Genomic DNA, 16,539 nt, shown 5'->3' on the forward strand with positions numbered 1-16,539 from the left:
AGATTGCTTCCGTATAGCAGAACTAAACTTCCGCATGACGGAATTCCGCAGCACGGATCGAAGCTCTCAGGTGGCGCGACAGAGCCCGAATCCGCCAGGCCGAAGCAGGAGTACTCCATGCCTCGTATGACCGCCGCCCGAGCGGCAGTTGAGATCCTCAAGCGCGAAGGCGTCACCAACGCGTTCGGTGTGCCGGGCGCGGCGATCAACCCCTTCTACGCGGCCCTCCAGGCGTCCGGGGGGGTGAAGCACACGCTGGCCCGTCACGTCGAGGGCGCCTCCCACATGGCCGAGGGCTACACCCGTACCCGCCCGGGCAACATCGGCGTGTGCATCGGGACGTCGGGCCCGGCCGGCACCGACATGATCACCGGTCTGTACTCGGCGATCGGCGACTCCGTCCCGATCCTGTGCATCACCGGCCAGGCGCCGACCTCGGTGATCCACAAGGAGGACTTCCAGGCCGTCGACATCGCGTCGATCGCCAAGCCCGTCACCAAGGCGGCCACCACGGTCCTGGAGGCCGCCCAGGTGCCCGGGGTCTTCCAGCAGGCGTTCCACCTGATGCGCTCCGGCCGTCCCGGGCCGGTCCTCATCGACCTGCCGATCGACGTCCAGCTCACCGAGATCGAGTTCGACCCGGAGACGTACGAGCCGCTGCCGGTCTACAAGCCCGCCGCGACCCGCGCGCAGATCGAGAAGGCGATCTCCTACCTGCTCGACTCCGAGCGTCCGCTGATCGTCGCGGGCGGCGGCATCATCAACGCCGACGCCTCCGACCTGCTCGTGGAGTTCGCCGAGCTCACCGGCACCCCCGTCATCCCGACCCTGATGGGCTGGGGCACCATCCCCGACGACCACGAGCTGAACGCCGGCATGGTCGGCCTGCAGACCTCGCACCGCTACGGCAACGCGACGTTCCTGGAGTCGGACTTCGTCCTCGGCATCGGCAACCGCTGGGCCAATCGTCACACCGGCTACAAGCTCGACGTCTACACCCAGGGCCGCACCTTCGTCCACGTCGACATCGAGCCCACCCAGATCGGCAAGATCTTCGCCCCGGACTACGGCATCGCCTCCGACGCCAAGGCCGCCCTGGAGCTCTTCGTCGAGGTCGCCCGTGAACTGAAGGCGGCCGGCCGGCTCCCCGACCGCTCCGCGTGGATCGCCTCAACCCTGGAGCGCAAGGCGACACTGCACCGCCGTACGCACTTCGACAACGTGCCGATCAAGCCGCAGCGCGTGTACGAGGAGATGAACCGGGCCTTCGGTCCGGAGACGCGTTACGTCACCACCATCGGCCTCTCCCAGATCGCCGGCGCGCAGATGCTGCACGTCTACCGGCCGCGCCACTGGATCAACTGCGGGCAGGCGGGCCCGCTCGGCTGGACCATCCCGGCCGCGCTGGGCGTCGCGACCGCGGACCCCGGGACGCCGGTGGTCGCGCTGTCGGGCGACTACGACTTCCAGTTCATGCTGGAGGAGCTGGCCGTCGGCGCCCAGCACAAGATCCCGTACGTGCACGTGCTGGTCAACAACTCCTATCTGGGCCTCATCCGTCAGGCGCAGATCGGTCTGGACATCGACTTCCAGGTCAATCTGGAGTTCGAGAACATCAACGCGCCCGAGCTCGGCGTCTACGGCGTGGACCACGTCAAGGTGGTGGAGGGACTGGGCTGCAAGGCGATCCGGGTCACCGACCCGAACGAACTGCTGCCCGCCTTCGAGGAGGCCAGGAAACTCGCCGCCGAGTTCCAGGTGCCGGTGGTCGTCGAGGCCATCCTGGAGCGGGTCACCAACATCTCGATGAGCACGACCGCCGACATCAGCAACGTGGTCGAGTTCGAGGAGCTCGCCACCGAGCCCGGCCACGCGCCGACGGCGATCCGCCCGCTGGTCTGACGGGCGGGACGCGGCGCCCCGGCGCGCCCGCGCCACCCGGCATCGACGGCCCGCGCCCCCGGCACCCGGAGGCGCGGGCCGCCGTCGACTCCTCCATCGGTCACGACCCGGACAACGGCGTCACGCTCGTCGTCCGGACGAACCCGACGGTCTCACCCGGCGGGAAGGGCACGGCCATCGCCATGCTGCCCACGGTCCTCAACCAGGTCTCTGCCGGCCCCTCCCTCCCCGCCGTCACCGCCCGGGGAGTGTCTCGCCGATCGTGCCGGGCGTCCGGCCTGATCCGGACGGAAGACCCTGGCCGGGGAACTCCCGCCAAGTGGCGCCGGCCGTCCGCGGGGCGGGCGGGGGCGCCGCTTCGCGGAAACGCGTCAGGGCGCCCAGCGCAGTGCGCGCAGTACCCGTCGGTCGACCCTGGCCGCCTGGTCGGCGCGGATCTCCACCTTCAGTTGTTCGTTGGTGCCCAGGTTTCCGCTGCGGGTGACGGCGACGTTCAGCACGCCGTCCGCGCCGATCACGCCGCAGTCGATCGGCAGGTCGAGCGAGGGGCGCCTGGTGGCGATCGCCAGATCGTGGAAACGCATGGTGATCCGGGTGCCCGCCCGTCCGCTGACCGTGGCGTACGCGGTCACGGTGTACGCGCAAGGCCCCTGGAGCAGGGCGGTGTCCGCGGCCATCCGTAACAGCACGTACGCCCCGGCCTCCAGTGCGGGGCCGCCGGCTTCCGATTCGGTGATGACGCTCGGCATGGGGTCCTCCTCGGTGGGGGGCGGGGTGTCACCGTTCGCGCGGGCGACGATCCCCGGGAATACGACGTCCTTGAACTGACGGACACGCGCGTCCCCGGGGCAGGCCGTGCCGCCCGAGGACCAGGCCGCGTGCAGACGGTGGTAGCCGTAGCCCGGGTCCGAGGCGCTGCGGCAGATCCGCAGCGGGATCCCGTGGCGATGGTGGAGCCACGCGCCGAGCGCGATCAGCCGCTCGATCTGTTCCTCGGTCCAGGGGTCGGTGTGCTTGAGGTTGGACGCGGTCTCGATGGACACCGCTCCGGTCCCGTCCGGGCGCCGGTTGGCCTGGGCGTTGGCGTCCGCGCGGGTCTCGGTGCCGATGTACTGGGCGAGGTCCCCGGCGTAGCCGAGTCCGAAATGGGACTCCAGATTGGTGGTCTGCCAGTACTCGTAGACCCGTTGTGCCGTCCATGGGGCCGCGATGCTGTGCAGGATGAACTGCGTCGGCCTGATGGCGGGTTGTTGATCGCTCTCGGGCTGCAGCTCCAGCTTCCGCGCGAACGGGCACCAGGCCATCACGGTGCCTCCTTCCGGATCGGAACGCTTCCTTCGGGGACACCGGCACGGACAGAGCCACCTGTGCCGCCGGAGGCTGTGACCGCCCCGTGCGCGTCCGCCTCCGCAGGTGGTGCGCCATCCGCCGGGAGGCGGACGGCGCCGGGCGCGCACTGTCCATCGACCATGACCACGCCTGCTGTCCGGACCGGGCCGAGTCCTGCGGGCGATGCGCCCGTGCGCTGCTGTGCACCCGCCGCCACCACGGACTCGGCAGGTTCCGGGACTGTCCTGCACTCCTGCGTGCGGCAGCCGCCCACGGGGAGGGATATCGCGCCCCGCAGGCAGTCGGTCGCCGGCCGACTGTCCGGTTCGGGCTGCGGCTCCATACGGGTCGCAGCGGGATACCGCGCCATGGACTCCCCTCTCTCCAGGAGTTCCGTCACGACGTGTACGTTCAGTGATGTGATACCCACACGCAGTGATCGCGACCCGTGTCGCCGGACATGAAGAGGCCCCGCCGGGCGGGGTACGGGGCGGGGCCTCTGTCCGGCGCGCGGCATCCTCGGGGAGATGGGCCGCGGCGCCCACGGCAGGTGGTCCGGAGCGGGGAGGGCCTCTGCCGAGGTGGCTGAGATTACGCCGGTGCCTGGCCGGAACGTAACCCTCGTGCAGAGGGAAAAGGGGCGGGACCTCCGTCGGTGATCAACTCTCCGGGCCGGCACGCCGCTTGCGGGCGGGCGCGGGGCGCCCGCGGCGCCTTGACCGGCGGGTTTCCTTCCGGTTCGCGGGCGGGGGTGTGTGATCGGATAGGCGTATGAAGAGGACTCTGTATCTGTTCGGCTCCGCAGCCCCGCCGGTGTTCGATGTGGCCCGTGTCATCGAGGAGGCGCAGGCGGACGGCTGGGACGTGTGTCTCGGGCTGACGCCGACGGCCGCCCGCTGGCTGGAGGACGGTCTGGCCGGACTGGCGGCGTTGACGGGCCATCCGGTCCGCTCGCGGTACGGGCTCCCCGGCGAGCCGGACATATGGCCTGAACCGGATGTGATCCTGGTCGCGCCGGTGACGTTCGACACGCTCAACCAGTGGGCGCTCGGTCTCACCGGGAAGTTCGTCGTCGGGGTCGTCGCCGAGGGGATCGGCAGGAGCATCCCGATGGTCGCGATGCCTTGTGCGGGCGGGGCCCTCACGGCCCACCCGCAGTTCGCGCGCTCCGTGGACACACTGCGCTCCGCGGGGGTGTCGGTGTTGTGCGAGGAGAGCGGTGTCACACCGCGGCAGTGGGACTCCGGGGCGCCCGACCGGTTCCCGTGGCGGATCGCACTCGACGAAGCGGCCCGATTGTCCGAGGCCCGGCCTACCCTTTAGGCATGTCCCAGAAACCTTCGCACGATGCCGCCGGCCCTGACGCCGAGGCGCTCAATGCTGCGATCCGTGAGCTGTGGGCGCGTGCACGGAGCGAAGCCCGGCCGCTGTCGGCGGACGAACACCGGATCTACGAGGCACTCGTCGTGGCGTGGGCCGCGACACAGCGGGGAGACGTCGCCCGGGCGGCATGACCCGCCCCGGTTCCGGGCCCGCCGCGTGACCGCGGCCCGGGCCCGCTCCGCCGGCCCCGTTCCGGAACGGGACCGGACCGCGGATCGCCCCGACGCCCATGCCCCGGCCGAGCCCGGATCCGGCGAACGCCCCCTCTCCGCCGGATCCGGGAGGGGGCGTTCGGCGCGCGGAGCGACCGGGGGACGCGGAGGAGCGCGGAGTCCGGGACCGTAAACCGGACTCCGCGCTCCGGCTCCGCGGTGGTGCCCGTCCGACGGTGCGAGGCTGGCGCGACAGGACGTTCGCGCCGCCGGACGGAGTGCTGGGGGAGGTCGCCGGGGACCGCGGCGGCGGCGACGGGAGTCCGGCGGCCTTCCTTCAGGTCAAGAAGGGGCCGGGCTTCCTTACCACCGCACTGGCTCGCTCGCCGCCACGGTCCTCAAGCCGTCCGTACCGCCGGCCACCCCTCATTCGGGCCCGCGGTCCGGACTGCGTACGGTGACTGACCTCCCGTCGGTCGCCGTACGCGGTCTGTGTCTGCGCCTCGACGTATCGCGTCAGTCCTCGCGCAGGGCTCGGACCGCTTCCTCGACGCGCTTGCCGTACTCCGGGTCGGCGGCGTGGAAGTGGGCGAGGTTCTTCTCGATCACGTCGTCGCGGCTCACCTGCGAGAGGCCGCCGGCGATGTTCGCCACGAGACGGTTCTTCTCCTCCGCCGACATCAGGCGGTACAGCTCACCGGCCTGGAAGAAGTCGTCGTCCTTCACATGGGCCGGGGCGGCGTGGGTGCCCGTGTGGCCCTGGACGGCCAGCGGGGCGGAGAGCGCCGCGTCGGTCTGCGCCGGGCCGGCGTAGGAGTTGGGCTCGTAGTTCTTGTCGTGGCGCGAGCCGTGGCGCGTCGCCATCACACCGTCGCGGCCGTAGTTGTCGGCCCCGCCGGGCACGGCCCTGGGCGCGTTCACCGGGAGCTGGGTGTGGTTGACGCCGAGGCGGTAGCGGTGGGCGTCCGCGTAGGCGAACAGGCGGCCCTGGAGCATCTTGTCCGGCGACGGGCCGATGCCGGGTACGAAGTTGTTCGGCGAGAACGCGGCCTGCTCGACCTCGGCGAAGACGTTGTCCGGGTTGCGGTCCAGGACGAGGCGGCCCACGCGCTGGAGCGGGTAGTCCGCGTGCGGCCAGACCTTGGTCAGGTCGAACGGGTTGAAGCGGTAGTCCGCCGCCTCGGCCGCCGGCATGATCTGTACGTACAGGGTCCAGGAGGGGTGCACACCCCGCTCGATGGCCTGCAGCAGGTCGGTCTGGTGCGAGTTGGCGTCCTTGCCGACCAGCTCGGCCGCCTGGTCCGACGACAGGGAACGCACGCCCTGGTTCGTCTTGAAGTGGTACTTGACGAAGAAGCCCTCGCCCTTGGCGTTCGTCCACTGGTACGTGTGCGAGCCGTAGCCGTTCATGTGGCGGTACGAGGCGGGGATGCCCCGGTCGCCCATCAGCCAGGTCACCTGGTGCGTGGCCTCGGGGGAGTGTGCCCAGAAGTCCCAGACGTTGTCCGGCTCCTGCTTGCCCGTGAACGGGTCGCGCTTCTGGGAGTGGATGAAGTCGGGGAACTTGATGGGGTCCTTGATGAAGAACACCGGGGTGTTGTTGCCGACGAGGTCGTAATTGCCCTCTTCGGTGTAGAACTTGAGCGCGAAGCCGCGGGGGTCGCGCACGGCGTCCGCGCCGCCCAGCGAGTCGGCGACGGTCGAGAAGCGCAGGAACAGTTCGGTCCGCTTGCCGACCTCGGAGAGGAACGCGGCCTTCGTGTAGGCGGTGACGTCGTCGGTCACCTCGAAGTGGCCGTAGGCCCCGGATCCACGGGCGTGCACGACGCGCTCCGGAATGCGCTCCCGGTTGAAGCGGGCGAGCTTCTCCAGCAGGTGCTGGTCCTGGAGGAGGAGCGGGCCACCGACGCCGGCGGTGGCGGAGTTCTGGTTGTCGGCGACCGGGGCGCCGGACTCGGTCGTAAGCACGCGCTTCGACATCGTGACCTTCCGATACGTACGGGAGCTGCTGGGGGAGGTGCGAGGAGCGTAAATTCGCCTCGAACATCGCGTCAACAGTTTGTTGAAAGTGAAGAGTGGAGTTCCGGACGGCGCCGGCGCCTGGGCGCGACAGGACAGGTGTCAGCGCCGACGCCGTCCGGAAATCGGGGGGCCCTTGTGCGGGGCGGGAGGTCAGACCTGCCGGCCGGAGAGGCGCTCGACGGCGCGCAGCAGGGCCGAGTGGTCCAGGCCGCCGTCGCCCTGCGCGCGCAGGGAGGCGACCAGTTGGGCGACCACGGCGCCGACCGGCAGGGCGGCACCGACGTTGCGGGCCGCGTCCGTGACGATGCCCATGTCCTTGTGGTGCAGGTCGATCCGGAAGCCCGGCGCGAAGTTCCGGTCGAGGAAGTTGTCCTTCTTGCGGGTCAGTACGGTCGAACCGGCGAGGCCGCCGTTGAGGACGTCCAGGGCGGCCCTGAGGTCCACGCCGGACTTCTCCAGGAAGACCACGGCCTCGGCGCAGGCCTGGATGTTGACCGCCACGATCAGCTGGTTGGCGGCCTTCACCGTCTGGCCGGAGCCGTGCGGGCCGCACAGGACGATGGTCTTGCCCAGTGCTTCCAGGATCGGCCTGGCGTTGTCGAAGTCGGCCTGCTCGCCACCGACCATGATCGACAGTACCGCCTCGATGGCGCCGGCCTCGCCGCCGGACACCGGGGCGTCGAGCACGCGGATGCCCTTGTCGGCCGCCGCCTTGCCCAGGTCGACCGAGGTCTGCGGGGTGATCGAGGACATGTCGATCAGAAGGGCGCCCCGCCTGGCGTTCTCCAGGATGCCGTCGGGGCCGTAGGCGATCGCCTCCACCTGGGGCGAGGCGGGAACCATCGTGATGACGACGTCGGCGTCCTTGACGGCCTCCGCGATCGAGCCGGCGGCGGTGCCGCCCGCCGCGGCCAGGCGGTCCAGCTTGTCCTGCTCCAGGGTGAAGCCGGTGACCGGGTAGCCCGCCTTGATCAGGTTCTCGGACATGGGCGAGCCCATGATGCCGAGGCCGATCCAGGCGATCCTGGGGAGGTTGGTGCTCATGAGGGTCCCTCTCTCAAAACTCTGTGGGATGGCGTCAGCCGGCCGCGCGCAGCGACCGCGGGAGCCACTCGAAGCTGTCGGCGCTCGGGCGGTCGCCGGCCTTGTACTCCAGGCCCACCCAGCCGTCGTATCCGGCGTCCTTGAGGCGGCCGAGCAGGTCGGCGAGGTCGAGTTCGCCGGTGCCCGGCGCGCCGCGGCCCGGGTTGTCGGCGATCTGGACGTGACCGGTCCTGTCGGCGTACTTCTCGATGACCTCGGGGAGGTTCTCGCCGTTCATCGACAGGTGGTAGAGGTCCAGCAGGAACTTGGCGTTGCCCAGTCCCGTGGCCGCGTTGACCTTGTCGACGACCTCGACCGCGGCCGGGGCGCTCACCAGCGGGTAGCGCGGTGACTCCGGCTTGTTCAGGGCCTCGATCAGCAGGATGGCCCCGATCCGGTCGGCCGCTCGGGCCGCCAGCACCAGGTTCTCCAGGGCGATCGCGTCCTGGACGGCGGGGTCCGCGCCCTCGACGCGGTTGCCGTACAGCGCGTTGAGCGCCGTGCAGCCGACCGAGGCGGCGAAGTCCGCCGCCACCTCGATGTTGGCGCGGAAGCGGTCCGACTCCTCGCCGGGTACGGACAGGGCGCCGCGGTCCGGGCCGGGGAGCTGTCCGGCGTAGAAGTTCAGGCCGACCAGCCGGGTGCCGGCGTCGTCCAGGGCCTTCTTCAGGGCGTCGAGCTCACCGGGAGCCGGCGTGGGCGTGTCGATCCAGGGCCACCACAGCTCGACCGCCGTGAAGCCCGCGGCGGCGGCGGCCGCGGGGCGCTCCAGGAGCGGGAGTTCCGTGAAGAGGATCGAGAGGTTCACATCGAAGCGCTGGTCCTTGCCTGCGTCTTCTGAAAAGCGGGCCATGAGGGCGGCGCTCCTTCCGTATTGCGGAAGTTCATTTCTGCTTAACGGAAGATTGCCTGTGACCGGGGAGGGCTGTCAAGGGGTACCCGCCAGTGGGGCCGGTCGCGTACCGGGACGGAAGGGGGCAACCCGGCGGAGGCCCGGGGTCGGGCCCGCGGTGCGGCGCTACCGTGAGGGCATGCAGCGATTGAGGGTCGAATTCACGACAGAACCGTTCGACCTCGACGAGGCGCCGGCCCATGCGGTGGTGGCCCGCGAGGTGATACAGGGCGCCCGGCTCGACGCCGTGGACGTCGGCCCCTTCGGCAATACGGCGGAGGGCGGCGCCGACGCCGTCCTGGTGGCCGTGGAGGCGCTGCTGCGCCGCTCCCTGGAGGCGGGGGCCACCCGCGTCTCGCTCCAGGTCAACGTGATCGGGGAGGGCGAGAAGTGACGGAGACGGGGGAGCACCCGCTGGTCGCCGCGGTGAAGCCGCTGGTGGACGCCATGGGCGGAGAGCTGCTCGGGCCCGAGCAGGCGCAGGTCGACGACGTGGTGCTCGCCTGGGAGGGCCAGGACGTCCTCGCCGTGCGGCTTCCCCAGCTCGCGGACTCGCTGGACCACATCCTGGCGGCGCTGGAGCGGCGGCACGGAATGCCCCTCGCCGAGCTCGACCGCAAGTCCAAGCAGGCGGTCGTGCGGACGCTTGAGGCGCGTGGTGCCTTCTCGGTGCGCCATGGCGTCGAGACGGTCGCCGGCGCCCTCGGCGTCAGCAGATTCACCGTGTACAACTACCTGAACAGGGAGAACGCGGCCAAGGGCGAGTAGGCCGTGGCGGCTGGGCGATCACAAGCGATCACGGGTGACGGGAGGCCGTCGTCCGGGCGGCCGGGCGGCGGCTTTTGCGTTGCCGAGTTTTCAACAAAGTGTTGACGCAGTGTTGCCGCAGGGCGTTAGCTATCCGCAGCCCGTCCAACGCACAGCGAAAAACAGCCACGGAGGCTCCCGTGACTACGAAGCCGACACCGGGCCTCACCCGGTTCAACACCTCGCCGGACAGCGACGCGCTCGCCGCCCTGCACGAGGTGTGTGCCAGCTCGGCATGGGGGAGCAAGCTCCTCGCCCAGCGCCCGTACGCCACCACCGAAGCCCTCTTCCTCGCCAGTGACGCCGCCACGGCCGAGCTGACCGCGGAGGATCTCGCCGAGGCGATGGCGGGGCACCCGCCGATCGGCAGGCCGAAGCCCGGTGACCCGACCTCCTCCCGCGAGCAGAGCGGGATGGCCGGCGCCCCCGAGGCGCTCAAGGCCGAAATGCTCGAACTGAACCTGACGTACCAGGAGACGTTCGGACATGTCTTTCTGATCTGTGCCACCGGCAGGACCGGCGAGCAGATGCGGGACGCCGTCCGGGAACGGATCGGCAACACGCCCGAACAGGAGCGGGAGATCGTCCGCACCGAACTGGGCAAGATCAACCGCATCCGGCTGACCCGCCTCGTGGAGGAAGAGAACGCATGAGCACCGAGAGCGCGGCCCAGCCGCACGGTTCCGTGTCCACGCACATCCTGGACACCAGCATCGGACGCCCCGCCGAGGGCGTCGCCGTCTCGCTCGCCGCCCGTGGTGGCCGCGACGCCGGGTGGGTGACGCTCGGCGGCTCCGCGACCGACGCGGACGGGCGCTGCAAGGACCTGCCGGCCCTGCCGGAAGGCACCACGCACGTACGTCTCGACTTCGAGACCGAGGCGTACTTCCTGAACAAGCAGAGTTCCAAGAAGCAAGCCGAGGCGCAGCAGGACGCCCCCCGCGTAAGGGACAGCGGTGCGTTCTTCCCGGAGGTGGCGATCACGTTCGCCGTCGTACCGGGCGAGCACTACCACGTACCGCTGCTGCTCAACCCGTACGGCTACTCCGTTTACCGAGGGAGCTAGCAGCCAGATGACAGCCAATTCGCACCACTCCCGCCCTGTGATTCTCGGCCAGAACCAGTACGGCAAAGCGGAGAACCGCGTCGTCAGGATCACGCGGGACGGCGACACCCACCACATCAAGGACCTCAATGTCTCCGTCGCCCTCTCCGGCGACATGGAGGACGTGCACTACTCCGGGTCCAACGCCAACGTCCTGCCGACCGACACCACCAAGAACACGGTGTACGCGTTCGCCAAGGAGCACGGCATAGAGTCCGCCGAGCAGTTCGGCATCCACCTGGCCCGCCACTTCGTGACCAGCCAGGAGCCCATCCACCGGGCCCGCATCCGGATCGAGGAGTACTCCTGGGAGCGGATAGAGACCTCGGACGGCAACTCCCGGTTCATCGGCTCGGACGAGGTCCGGCACTCCTTCGCCCGCAAGGGGCAGGAGCTGCGCACCTCCCAGATCACCTACGACGGTGAGAAGTGGGAGATCGTCTCCGGCCTCAAGGACCTCACGGTCATGAACTCCACCAACTCGGAGTTCTGGGGTTACGTCAAGGACAAGTACACGACGCTCAAGGAGGCGTACGACCGCATCCTGTGCACCGACGTCTCCGCCGCCTGGCGCTACAACTGGACCAGCGACGAAGACCGGATGCCCAACTGGGAGCGTTCGTACGAGCAGGCCAAGAAGCACATCCTGCAGGCGTTCGCCGAGACGTACTCCCTCTCGCTGCAGCAGACCCTCTACCAGATGGGTTCGCGGGTCATCAACAGCCGCAGCGAGATCGACGAGATCCGCTTCTCGCTCCCGAACAACCACCACTTCCTGGTCGACCTGGAGCCCTTCGGGCTCAAGAACGACAACGAGGTCTACTTCGCCGCCGACCGTCCCTACGGCCTGATCGAGGCCACCATCCTGCGGGACGGCACGGAGCCCCGGATCCCGGTCGACATGACCAACCTCTGACGCCAGGCCGCTGACCGCCCCGCCCGCCCGCAGTCGGGCGGGGCGGCACCGGACCGGAGGGAACATCAATGGCACAGCCCGCTAAGGGGCCGGTAGAAGGCCCGTGTTCCGCCCCACCGGAAGCTCCCTGCCATCCGGTGGACGAAAAGCTCCCCCTGCCGCGGCTCGTCCCCGCCGCACTCCAGCACATCGCCGCCATGTACGCGGGCGTCGTCACCCCTCCGCTCATCATCGGCCAGGCGGTCGGTCTGGACGCCGCCGGGATGACCCGGCTCATCGCGGCCGGCCTGCTCATCGCCGGACTCGCCACGATCCTCCAGACCATCGGCATCACCGGCTTCGCCGGAAACCGGCTGCCGTTCGTCAACGCCGCCTCCTCCGCCGGTATCGCCCCGATGCTCGCCATCGCCGAGACCAGCGCCCCCGGCCGCCAACTGCCCGCCATCTACGGTGCGGTGATGGTCGCCGGAGCGTTCTGCCTCGTCGTCGGCCCCTTCTTCGGCCGGCTCCTGCGATTCTTCCCGCCGCTCGTCACCGGGGTCGTCATCACCCTCATCGGGGTGACCCTGATGCCCGTACCGGTCGGCTGGGCCCAGGGCGGGGACAACAGCGCCGCCGACTTCGGCGCCATGAAGTACCTCGCGCTCGCCGCCTTCACGCTCGTCGTGATCCTGCTCTTCCAGCGCTTCGGCAAGGGCTTCGTCAAGCAGGTCGCCCTGCTGCTCGGCCTGTTCGTCGGCACGCTCGTCGCGATCCCCTTCGGCATGGCGGACTTCTCCACGCTGCGCCAGGCGCCCGTCGCCGCGCTGCCCACGCCCTTCGCCTTCGGCGCGCCCGAGTTCCAGCCCGCCGCGATCCTCTCCCTGTGCATCGTGATGCTGGTGCTGATGACCGAGTCCAGCGCCGGGATGCTCGCCCTCGGCGAGATCTGCGAACGCCGCACCGACGGCCGCACCATCACCCGGGGCCTGCGCACGGACGGTCTCGCCACCCTGATCGGCCCCGTCTTCGGCTCCTTCCCGACCAGCGCCTTCGCCCAGAACGTCGGAGTCGTCTCCCTGACCCGCGTCCGCAGCCGGTACGTCGTGGCGGTAGCCGGCGGGGTGCTCCTGGTCCTCGGCGCCTTCCCGGTGCTCGGCGCGGTCGTCTCGCTCGTGCCGATGCCCGTACTCGGCGGCGCCGGGATCGTCCTCTTCGGCTCGATAGCGGTCAGCGGCATCCGTACGCTCGCCGAGGCCGGACTCGACGACAGCTCCAACATCATCCTGGTGGCCGTCGCGCTCGGCGCGGGCATCATCCCGCTCGCCGCGCCCACCTTCTACGCCGAATTCCCGGCCTGGGCGCAGACCGTCCTCGGCTCCGGGATCAGCGCGGGAGCGCTCGTCGCGGTCCTGCTGAACCTGTTCTTCCACCATCTCGGCACCCGCAGCCGCACGGCTGTGGCACTCAAATCCTCCTAGGGTCCTGCCGTGCCCGATACGCCGCAGAGAGAAGGAAGCGCCATGGCACCTTCGGCAGCCCAGCGCATAGTGATCGAGAACTGTGCGATCGCCACGGTCGACGCGGATGACACCGAGTACGCCTCGGGCCATATCGTCATCGCGGACAACAGGATCGAGTCCGTCGGACCGGGGAAGGCACCCGAGGGCCTCGCGGACGTCGTCCGGCGCGTCGACGCCACCGGCCACCTGGTCACCCCCGGCCTGGTCAACACGCACCACCACTTCTACCAGTGGATCACCCGGGGCCTCGCCACCGACCACAACCTCTTCGACTGGCTGGTCGCGCTCTACCCGACCTGGGCGCGCATCGACGAGCGGATGGGGTACGCGGCGGCCCAGGGCTCGCTCGCGATGATGGCCCGCGGCGGTGTCACCACCGCCATGGACCACCACTACGTCTACCCCCGGGGCGCCGGCGACCTGTCCGGCGCCATCATCAGGGCCGCCTCCGAGATGGGCGTGCGCTTCACCCTGGCCCGCGGCTCGATGGACCGCAGCGAGAAGGACGGCGGTCTGCCGCCGGACTTCGCGGTCGAGACCCTCGAAGGCGCCCTCGCCGCCACCGAGGAGACCGTCAGGAAGCACCACGACGCCTCCTTCGACGCGATGACCCAGATCGCCGTCGCCCCCTGCTCCCCCTTCTCCGTCTCCACCGAGCTGCTCAAGGAGGGCGCGCAGCTGGCCCGCCGGCTCGGCGTACGGCTGCACACCCACGGCTCGGAGACCGTCGAGGAGGAGAAGTTCTGCCACGAGCTCTTCGGGATGGGCCCCACCGACTACTTCGAGTCCACCGGCTGGCTCGGCGAGGACGTGTGGATGGCCCACTGCGTCCACATGAACGACTCCGACATCGCCGCCTTCGCCCGCACCGGCACCGGCGTCGCGCACTGCCCCTCGTCCAACGCCCGGCTGGCCGCCGGCATCGCCCGCGTACCGGACATGCTCAGGGCGGGCGTCCCCGTCGGCCTCGGCGTCGACGGCACCGCCTCCAACGAGTCCGGCGAGCTCCACACCGAACTGCGCAACGCGCTGCTGATCAACCGTCTCGGCGCCCACCGCGAAGCCGCGCTGAACGCCCGTCAGGCGCTGCGCCTGGGCACCTACGGCGGCGCCCAGGTCCTCGGCCGCGCCGACCAGATCGGTTCCCTGGAGGCGGGCAAGCTCGCCGACCTGGTGCTCTGGAAGATCGACGGGATCGGCCACTCGTCCATCGCCGACCCGGTCACCGCCATCGTCTTCGGAGCGGCGGCCCCGGTCACCGCGTCGTTCGTCAACGGCGAGCAGATCGTCGAGAACAACCGTCTGCTGACCGTGGACGAGGACGCCATCGCCCGCTCCGCCCGGGACGAGGCCCGGCGTCTCGCCCGGATCGCCGCCGGGGCCTGATCCCGGCGGCCCACCCAAGGAGTCCGGCCGAGGGGGACGGCCCTCGGCCGGTCGCCGTGGACCCGAGCGGGGTCCACGGCAGCCGGACGGGGGGTGCCGAACCGAAGGAGGGACGGCACCCCCCGGACGGTGGCCCGTGTCAGCACCCCGACGACACGACACGCCCCACCCCGACGCGCGTGCGCCACCCCGGCACGTGTTGTTGTACGGCACGCCCCGCATCACCGCATGTGCTCCCTCACGCATGCCCCGCACCCGACACGTGCGTCACCCCGGCGCGTGTTCCCGCCCGACACCCCCACGTCGCGCCACCCACGCGCACCCGTACGCCCTGCGCACCCCGCAATTCCCTGCACCTCACGCACCACTTGCACCACCTCCCTGAACCCCGCGTCACCGCCGACGTGTAACCGACCGGAGGAACCGCCGTGGCCGCCAAGCCCAGGTTTCGCAGCGATGCAGGCAACGACCCCGAATCCCGATCCGACAGCACCCCCGAGGACACTCCCGGCAGTCCTTCCGGCGAGGTTCGCGCCGAAGGCCCCGCGGAGCCGGCCGGGGCCGCGACCGGGACGTCCGCCGGAGAACCCGGTGACCGGAAGCACCCGGTCGACGAGACGCTCCCGCCCGTCAGGATGCTCACCAGCGGCCTCCAGCACGTGGCCGCGATGTACGCGGGCGTGGTGGCCCCGCCGCTGATCGTCGGAGCGGCCGTGGGCCTCTCCGGCACCGAGCTCACCTTCCTGACCGGCGCAAGCCTCTTCACCGCCGGCCTCGCGACCTTTCTCCAGACGCTCGGGGTCTGGAAGATCGGTGCCCGGCTGCCGTTCGTCAACGGCGTCACCTTCGCCGGTGTCGCGCCGATGCTCGCGATCGTCGACACCACGAAGGACACGTCCGACGCCCTGCCGGTCATCTTCGGCGCGATCATCGTCGCCGGAATACTGGGGTTCCTGGCCGCCCCGTTCTTCAGCAAGCTCGTACGGTTCTTCCCCCCGGTCGTGACCGGCACCGTCATCACGCTGATAGGTGTCTCGCTGCTGCCCGTCGCCTTCGGCTGGGCCCAGGGGCCCAACCCCAAGGGTTCGGACTACGGTTCGGCCACCTACCTCACCCTGGCCGCCGTCACACTGGTCCTGGTCCTGGTCCTGCGCCGCTTCACCCACGGCTTCGTCAAGCAGATCGCCGTACTGATCGGCCTGGTCCTGGGCACGCTGATCGCCATCCCCTTCGGCGTCACCGACTTCAGCCCGGTCACCGAGGCGGACGTCGTCGGCTTCCCGACCCCGTTCCACTTCGGAGCCCCGCAGTTCGCGCTGGCCGCCATCATCTCCATGTGCGTGGTGATGCTGGTGTCGATGACCGAGTCGACCGCCGACATGCTGGCGCTCGGCGAGATCGTCGACCGGCCCGCCGACGAGAAGACCATCGCGGCGGGGCTGCGCGCCGACACCCTCGGCTCGGCGATCAGCCCCTTCTTCAACGGCTTCATGTGCAGCGCGTTCGCCCAGAACATCGGCCTGGTCGCGATGACCGGGATCCGCAGCCGGTTCGTCGTCGCCGCGGGTGGCGGCTTCCTGGTCCTGATGGGCCTGTGCCCGATCGCGGCCTCGCTCATCGCGGTCGTCCCGCGTCCCGTCCTGGGCGGCGCGGGCGTCGTCCTGTTCGGTTCGGTCGCCGCCAGCGGCATCCAGACCCTGGTCAAGGCCGGACTGGAGAAGGACAACAACGTGCTGATCGTGGCGGTCTCGCTGGCCGTCGGCATCATTCCGATCACCGCACCGGAGTTCTACCACTCCTTTCCGGAGACCGCGAAGATCATTCTGGACTCGGGCATATCCACCGGCTGTGTCGCCGCCGTCCTGCTCAACCTGGTCTTCAACCACCTCGGCCGCCACCGCGACGACGACGAGGTGACCGCCCCGATGGAGCCCGGCGACGAGATCTCCGAGGTCCGTTCACCGAAGACCGCGGCGGTGCACTGACGGCCCTGCGGTCAGGCCCCCGCGGCAGGCCTCCTCCCGGAAGGCCCTGTGCGTACCCGCGCCGGAGCGCGCACG

General features: G+C 70.2%; 16 protein-coding genes. 12 read left to right on the forward strand and 4 right to left on the reverse strand.

What is annotated here, in order from left to right; genetic code table 11:
• Window positions 1-117: 117 nt before the first annotated feature.
• On the forward strand, window positions 118-1,902 hold the full coding sequence (gene gcl, locus PUR26_RS15380) for a glyoxylate carboligase (protein WP_329872926.1): 1,785 nt from the start codon (window positions 118-120) through the stop codon (window positions 1,900-1,902).
• A 371-nt stretch (window positions 1,903-2,273) separates the two neighbouring features.
• Here the strand turns inward: gcl and PUR26_RS15385 are convergent, their stop codons facing one another.
• Window positions 2,274-3,206 carry a peptidoglycan recognition protein family protein gene (locus PUR26_RS15385; RefSeq protein WP_329872927.1) on the reverse strand — a complete coding sequence of 311 codons (933 nt, stop codon included), beginning with the start codon at window positions 3,204-3,206 and terminating at the stop codon, window positions 2,274-2,276.
• Between the two features lie 89 nt (window positions 3,207-3,295).
• Here PUR26_RS15385 and PUR26_RS34695 point away from each other — a divergent pair, with 89 nt between their 5' ends.
• The 3 genes from PUR26_RS34695 to PUR26_RS15395 all read left to right on the forward strand — a co-directional run bounded on the left by PUR26_RS34695 (window position 3,296) and on the right by PUR26_RS15395 (window position 4,745).
• Complete coding sequence (locus PUR26_RS34695) at window positions 3,296-3,649, forward strand: endonuclease domain-containing protein (RefSeq protein WP_443077083.1); 354 nt, start codon at window positions 3,296-3,298, stop codon at window positions 3,647-3,649.
• Between the two features lie 353 nt (window positions 3,650-4,002).
• Window positions 4,003-4,554 carry a flavoprotein gene (locus PUR26_RS15390; RefSeq protein ID WP_329872928.1) on the forward strand — a complete coding sequence of 184 codons (552 nt, stop codon included), beginning with the start codon at window positions 4,003-4,005 and terminating at the stop codon, window positions 4,552-4,554.
• Between the two features lie 2 nt (window positions 4,555-4,556).
• Window positions 4,557-4,745, forward strand: coding sequence for a hypothetical protein (locus PUR26_RS15395; protein WP_329872929.1), 189 nt, complete (start codon window positions 4,557-4,559; stop codon window positions 4,743-4,745).
• 537 nt (window positions 4,746-5,282) lie between these two features.
• On the opposite strand, the gene PUR26_RS15400 is transcribed toward PUR26_RS15395, so the two are convergent.
• The 3 genes from PUR26_RS15400 to PUR26_RS15410 form a co-directional block, all read right to left on the reverse strand.
• Window positions 5,283-6,746 carry a catalase gene (locus tag PUR26_RS15400; protein WP_329872930.1) on the reverse strand — a complete coding sequence of 488 codons (1,464 nt, stop codon included), beginning with the start codon at window positions 6,744-6,746 and terminating at the stop codon, window positions 5,283-5,285.
• 192 nt (window positions 6,747-6,938) lie between these two features.
• Window positions 6,939-7,832, reverse strand: a complete 894-nt coding sequence (locus PUR26_RS15405; protein ID WP_329872931.1) for a 2-hydroxy-3-oxopropionate reductase — start codon at window positions 7,830-7,832, stop codon at window positions 6,939-6,941.
• A gap of 34 nt (window positions 7,833-7,866) precedes the next feature.
• On the reverse strand, window positions 7,867-8,724 hold the full coding sequence (locus tag PUR26_RS15410) for a TIM barrel protein (protein WP_329872932.1): 858 nt from the start codon (window positions 8,722-8,724) through the stop codon (window positions 7,867-7,869).
• A gap of 178 nt (window positions 8,725-8,902) precedes the next feature.
• On the opposite strand from PUR26_RS15410, the gene PUR26_RS15415 reads away from it, so the two are divergent.
• The 8 genes from PUR26_RS15415 (at window position 8,903) to PUR26_RS15450 (ending at window position 16,464) form a co-directional block, all read left to right on the forward strand.
• On the forward strand, window positions 8,903-9,157 hold the full coding sequence (locus PUR26_RS15415; protein ID WP_329872933.1) for a hypothetical protein: 255 nt from the start codon (window positions 8,903-8,905) through the stop codon (window positions 9,155-9,157).
• A gap of 53 nt (window positions 9,158-9,210) precedes the next feature.
• A complete protein-coding gene (locus PUR26_RS15420; RefSeq protein ID WP_329873213.1) occupies window positions 9,211-9,531 on the forward strand; it encodes a helix-turn-helix domain-containing protein in 321 nt (106 codons plus the stop codon).
• Window positions 9,532-9,710: 179 nt separating this feature from the next.
• Complete coding sequence (uraD, locus tag PUR26_RS15425) at window positions 9,711-10,223, forward strand: 2-oxo-4-hydroxy-4-carboxy-5-ureidoimidazoline decarboxylase (RefSeq protein WP_329872934.1); 513 nt, start codon at window positions 9,711-9,713, stop codon at window positions 10,221-10,223.
• Window positions 10,220-10,636: a hydroxyisourate hydrolase gene (gene uraH, locus PUR26_RS15430; RefSeq protein ID WP_329872935.1), complete on the forward strand. Its 417-nt coding sequence runs from the start codon at window positions 10,220-10,222 to the stop codon at window positions 10,634-10,636. The genes uraD and uraH overlap by 4 nt, the downstream gene beginning before the upstream one ends.
• A 7-nt stretch (window positions 10,637-10,643) precedes the next feature.
• Window positions 10,644-11,591 (forward strand): factor-independent urate hydroxylase, encoded by a 948-nt coding sequence (gene pucL, locus PUR26_RS15435; protein WP_329872936.1) that lies wholly within the window; start codon window positions 10,644-10,646, stop codon window positions 11,589-11,591.
• A 68-nt stretch (window positions 11,592-11,659) separates the two neighbouring features.
• Window positions 11,660-13,051 (forward strand): nucleobase:cation symporter-2 family protein, encoded by a 1,392-nt coding sequence (locus PUR26_RS15440; protein WP_329872937.1) that lies wholly within the window; start codon window positions 11,660-11,662, stop codon window positions 13,049-13,051.
• 42 nt (window positions 13,052-13,093) lie between these two features.
• Window positions 13,094-14,479 (forward strand): 8-oxoguanine deaminase, encoded by a 1,386-nt coding sequence (locus PUR26_RS15445; protein WP_329872938.1) that lies wholly within the window; start codon window positions 13,094-13,096, stop codon window positions 14,477-14,479.
• A 635-nt stretch (window positions 14,480-15,114) separates the two neighbouring features.
• Complete coding sequence (locus PUR26_RS15450; RefSeq protein WP_329873214.1) at window positions 15,115-16,464, forward strand: nucleobase:cation symporter-2 family protein; 1,350 nt, start codon at window positions 15,115-15,117, stop codon at window positions 16,462-16,464.
• The last annotated feature ends 75 nt before the right edge of the window (window positions 16,465-16,539 follow it).

Origin of the sequence: Streptomyces sp. SP18CS02 (assembly GCF_036322365.1) — a bacterium.
In the GTDB taxonomy this organism is placed as follows: domain Bacteria; phylum Actinomycetota; class Actinomycetes; order Streptomycetales; family Streptomycetaceae; genus Streptomyces.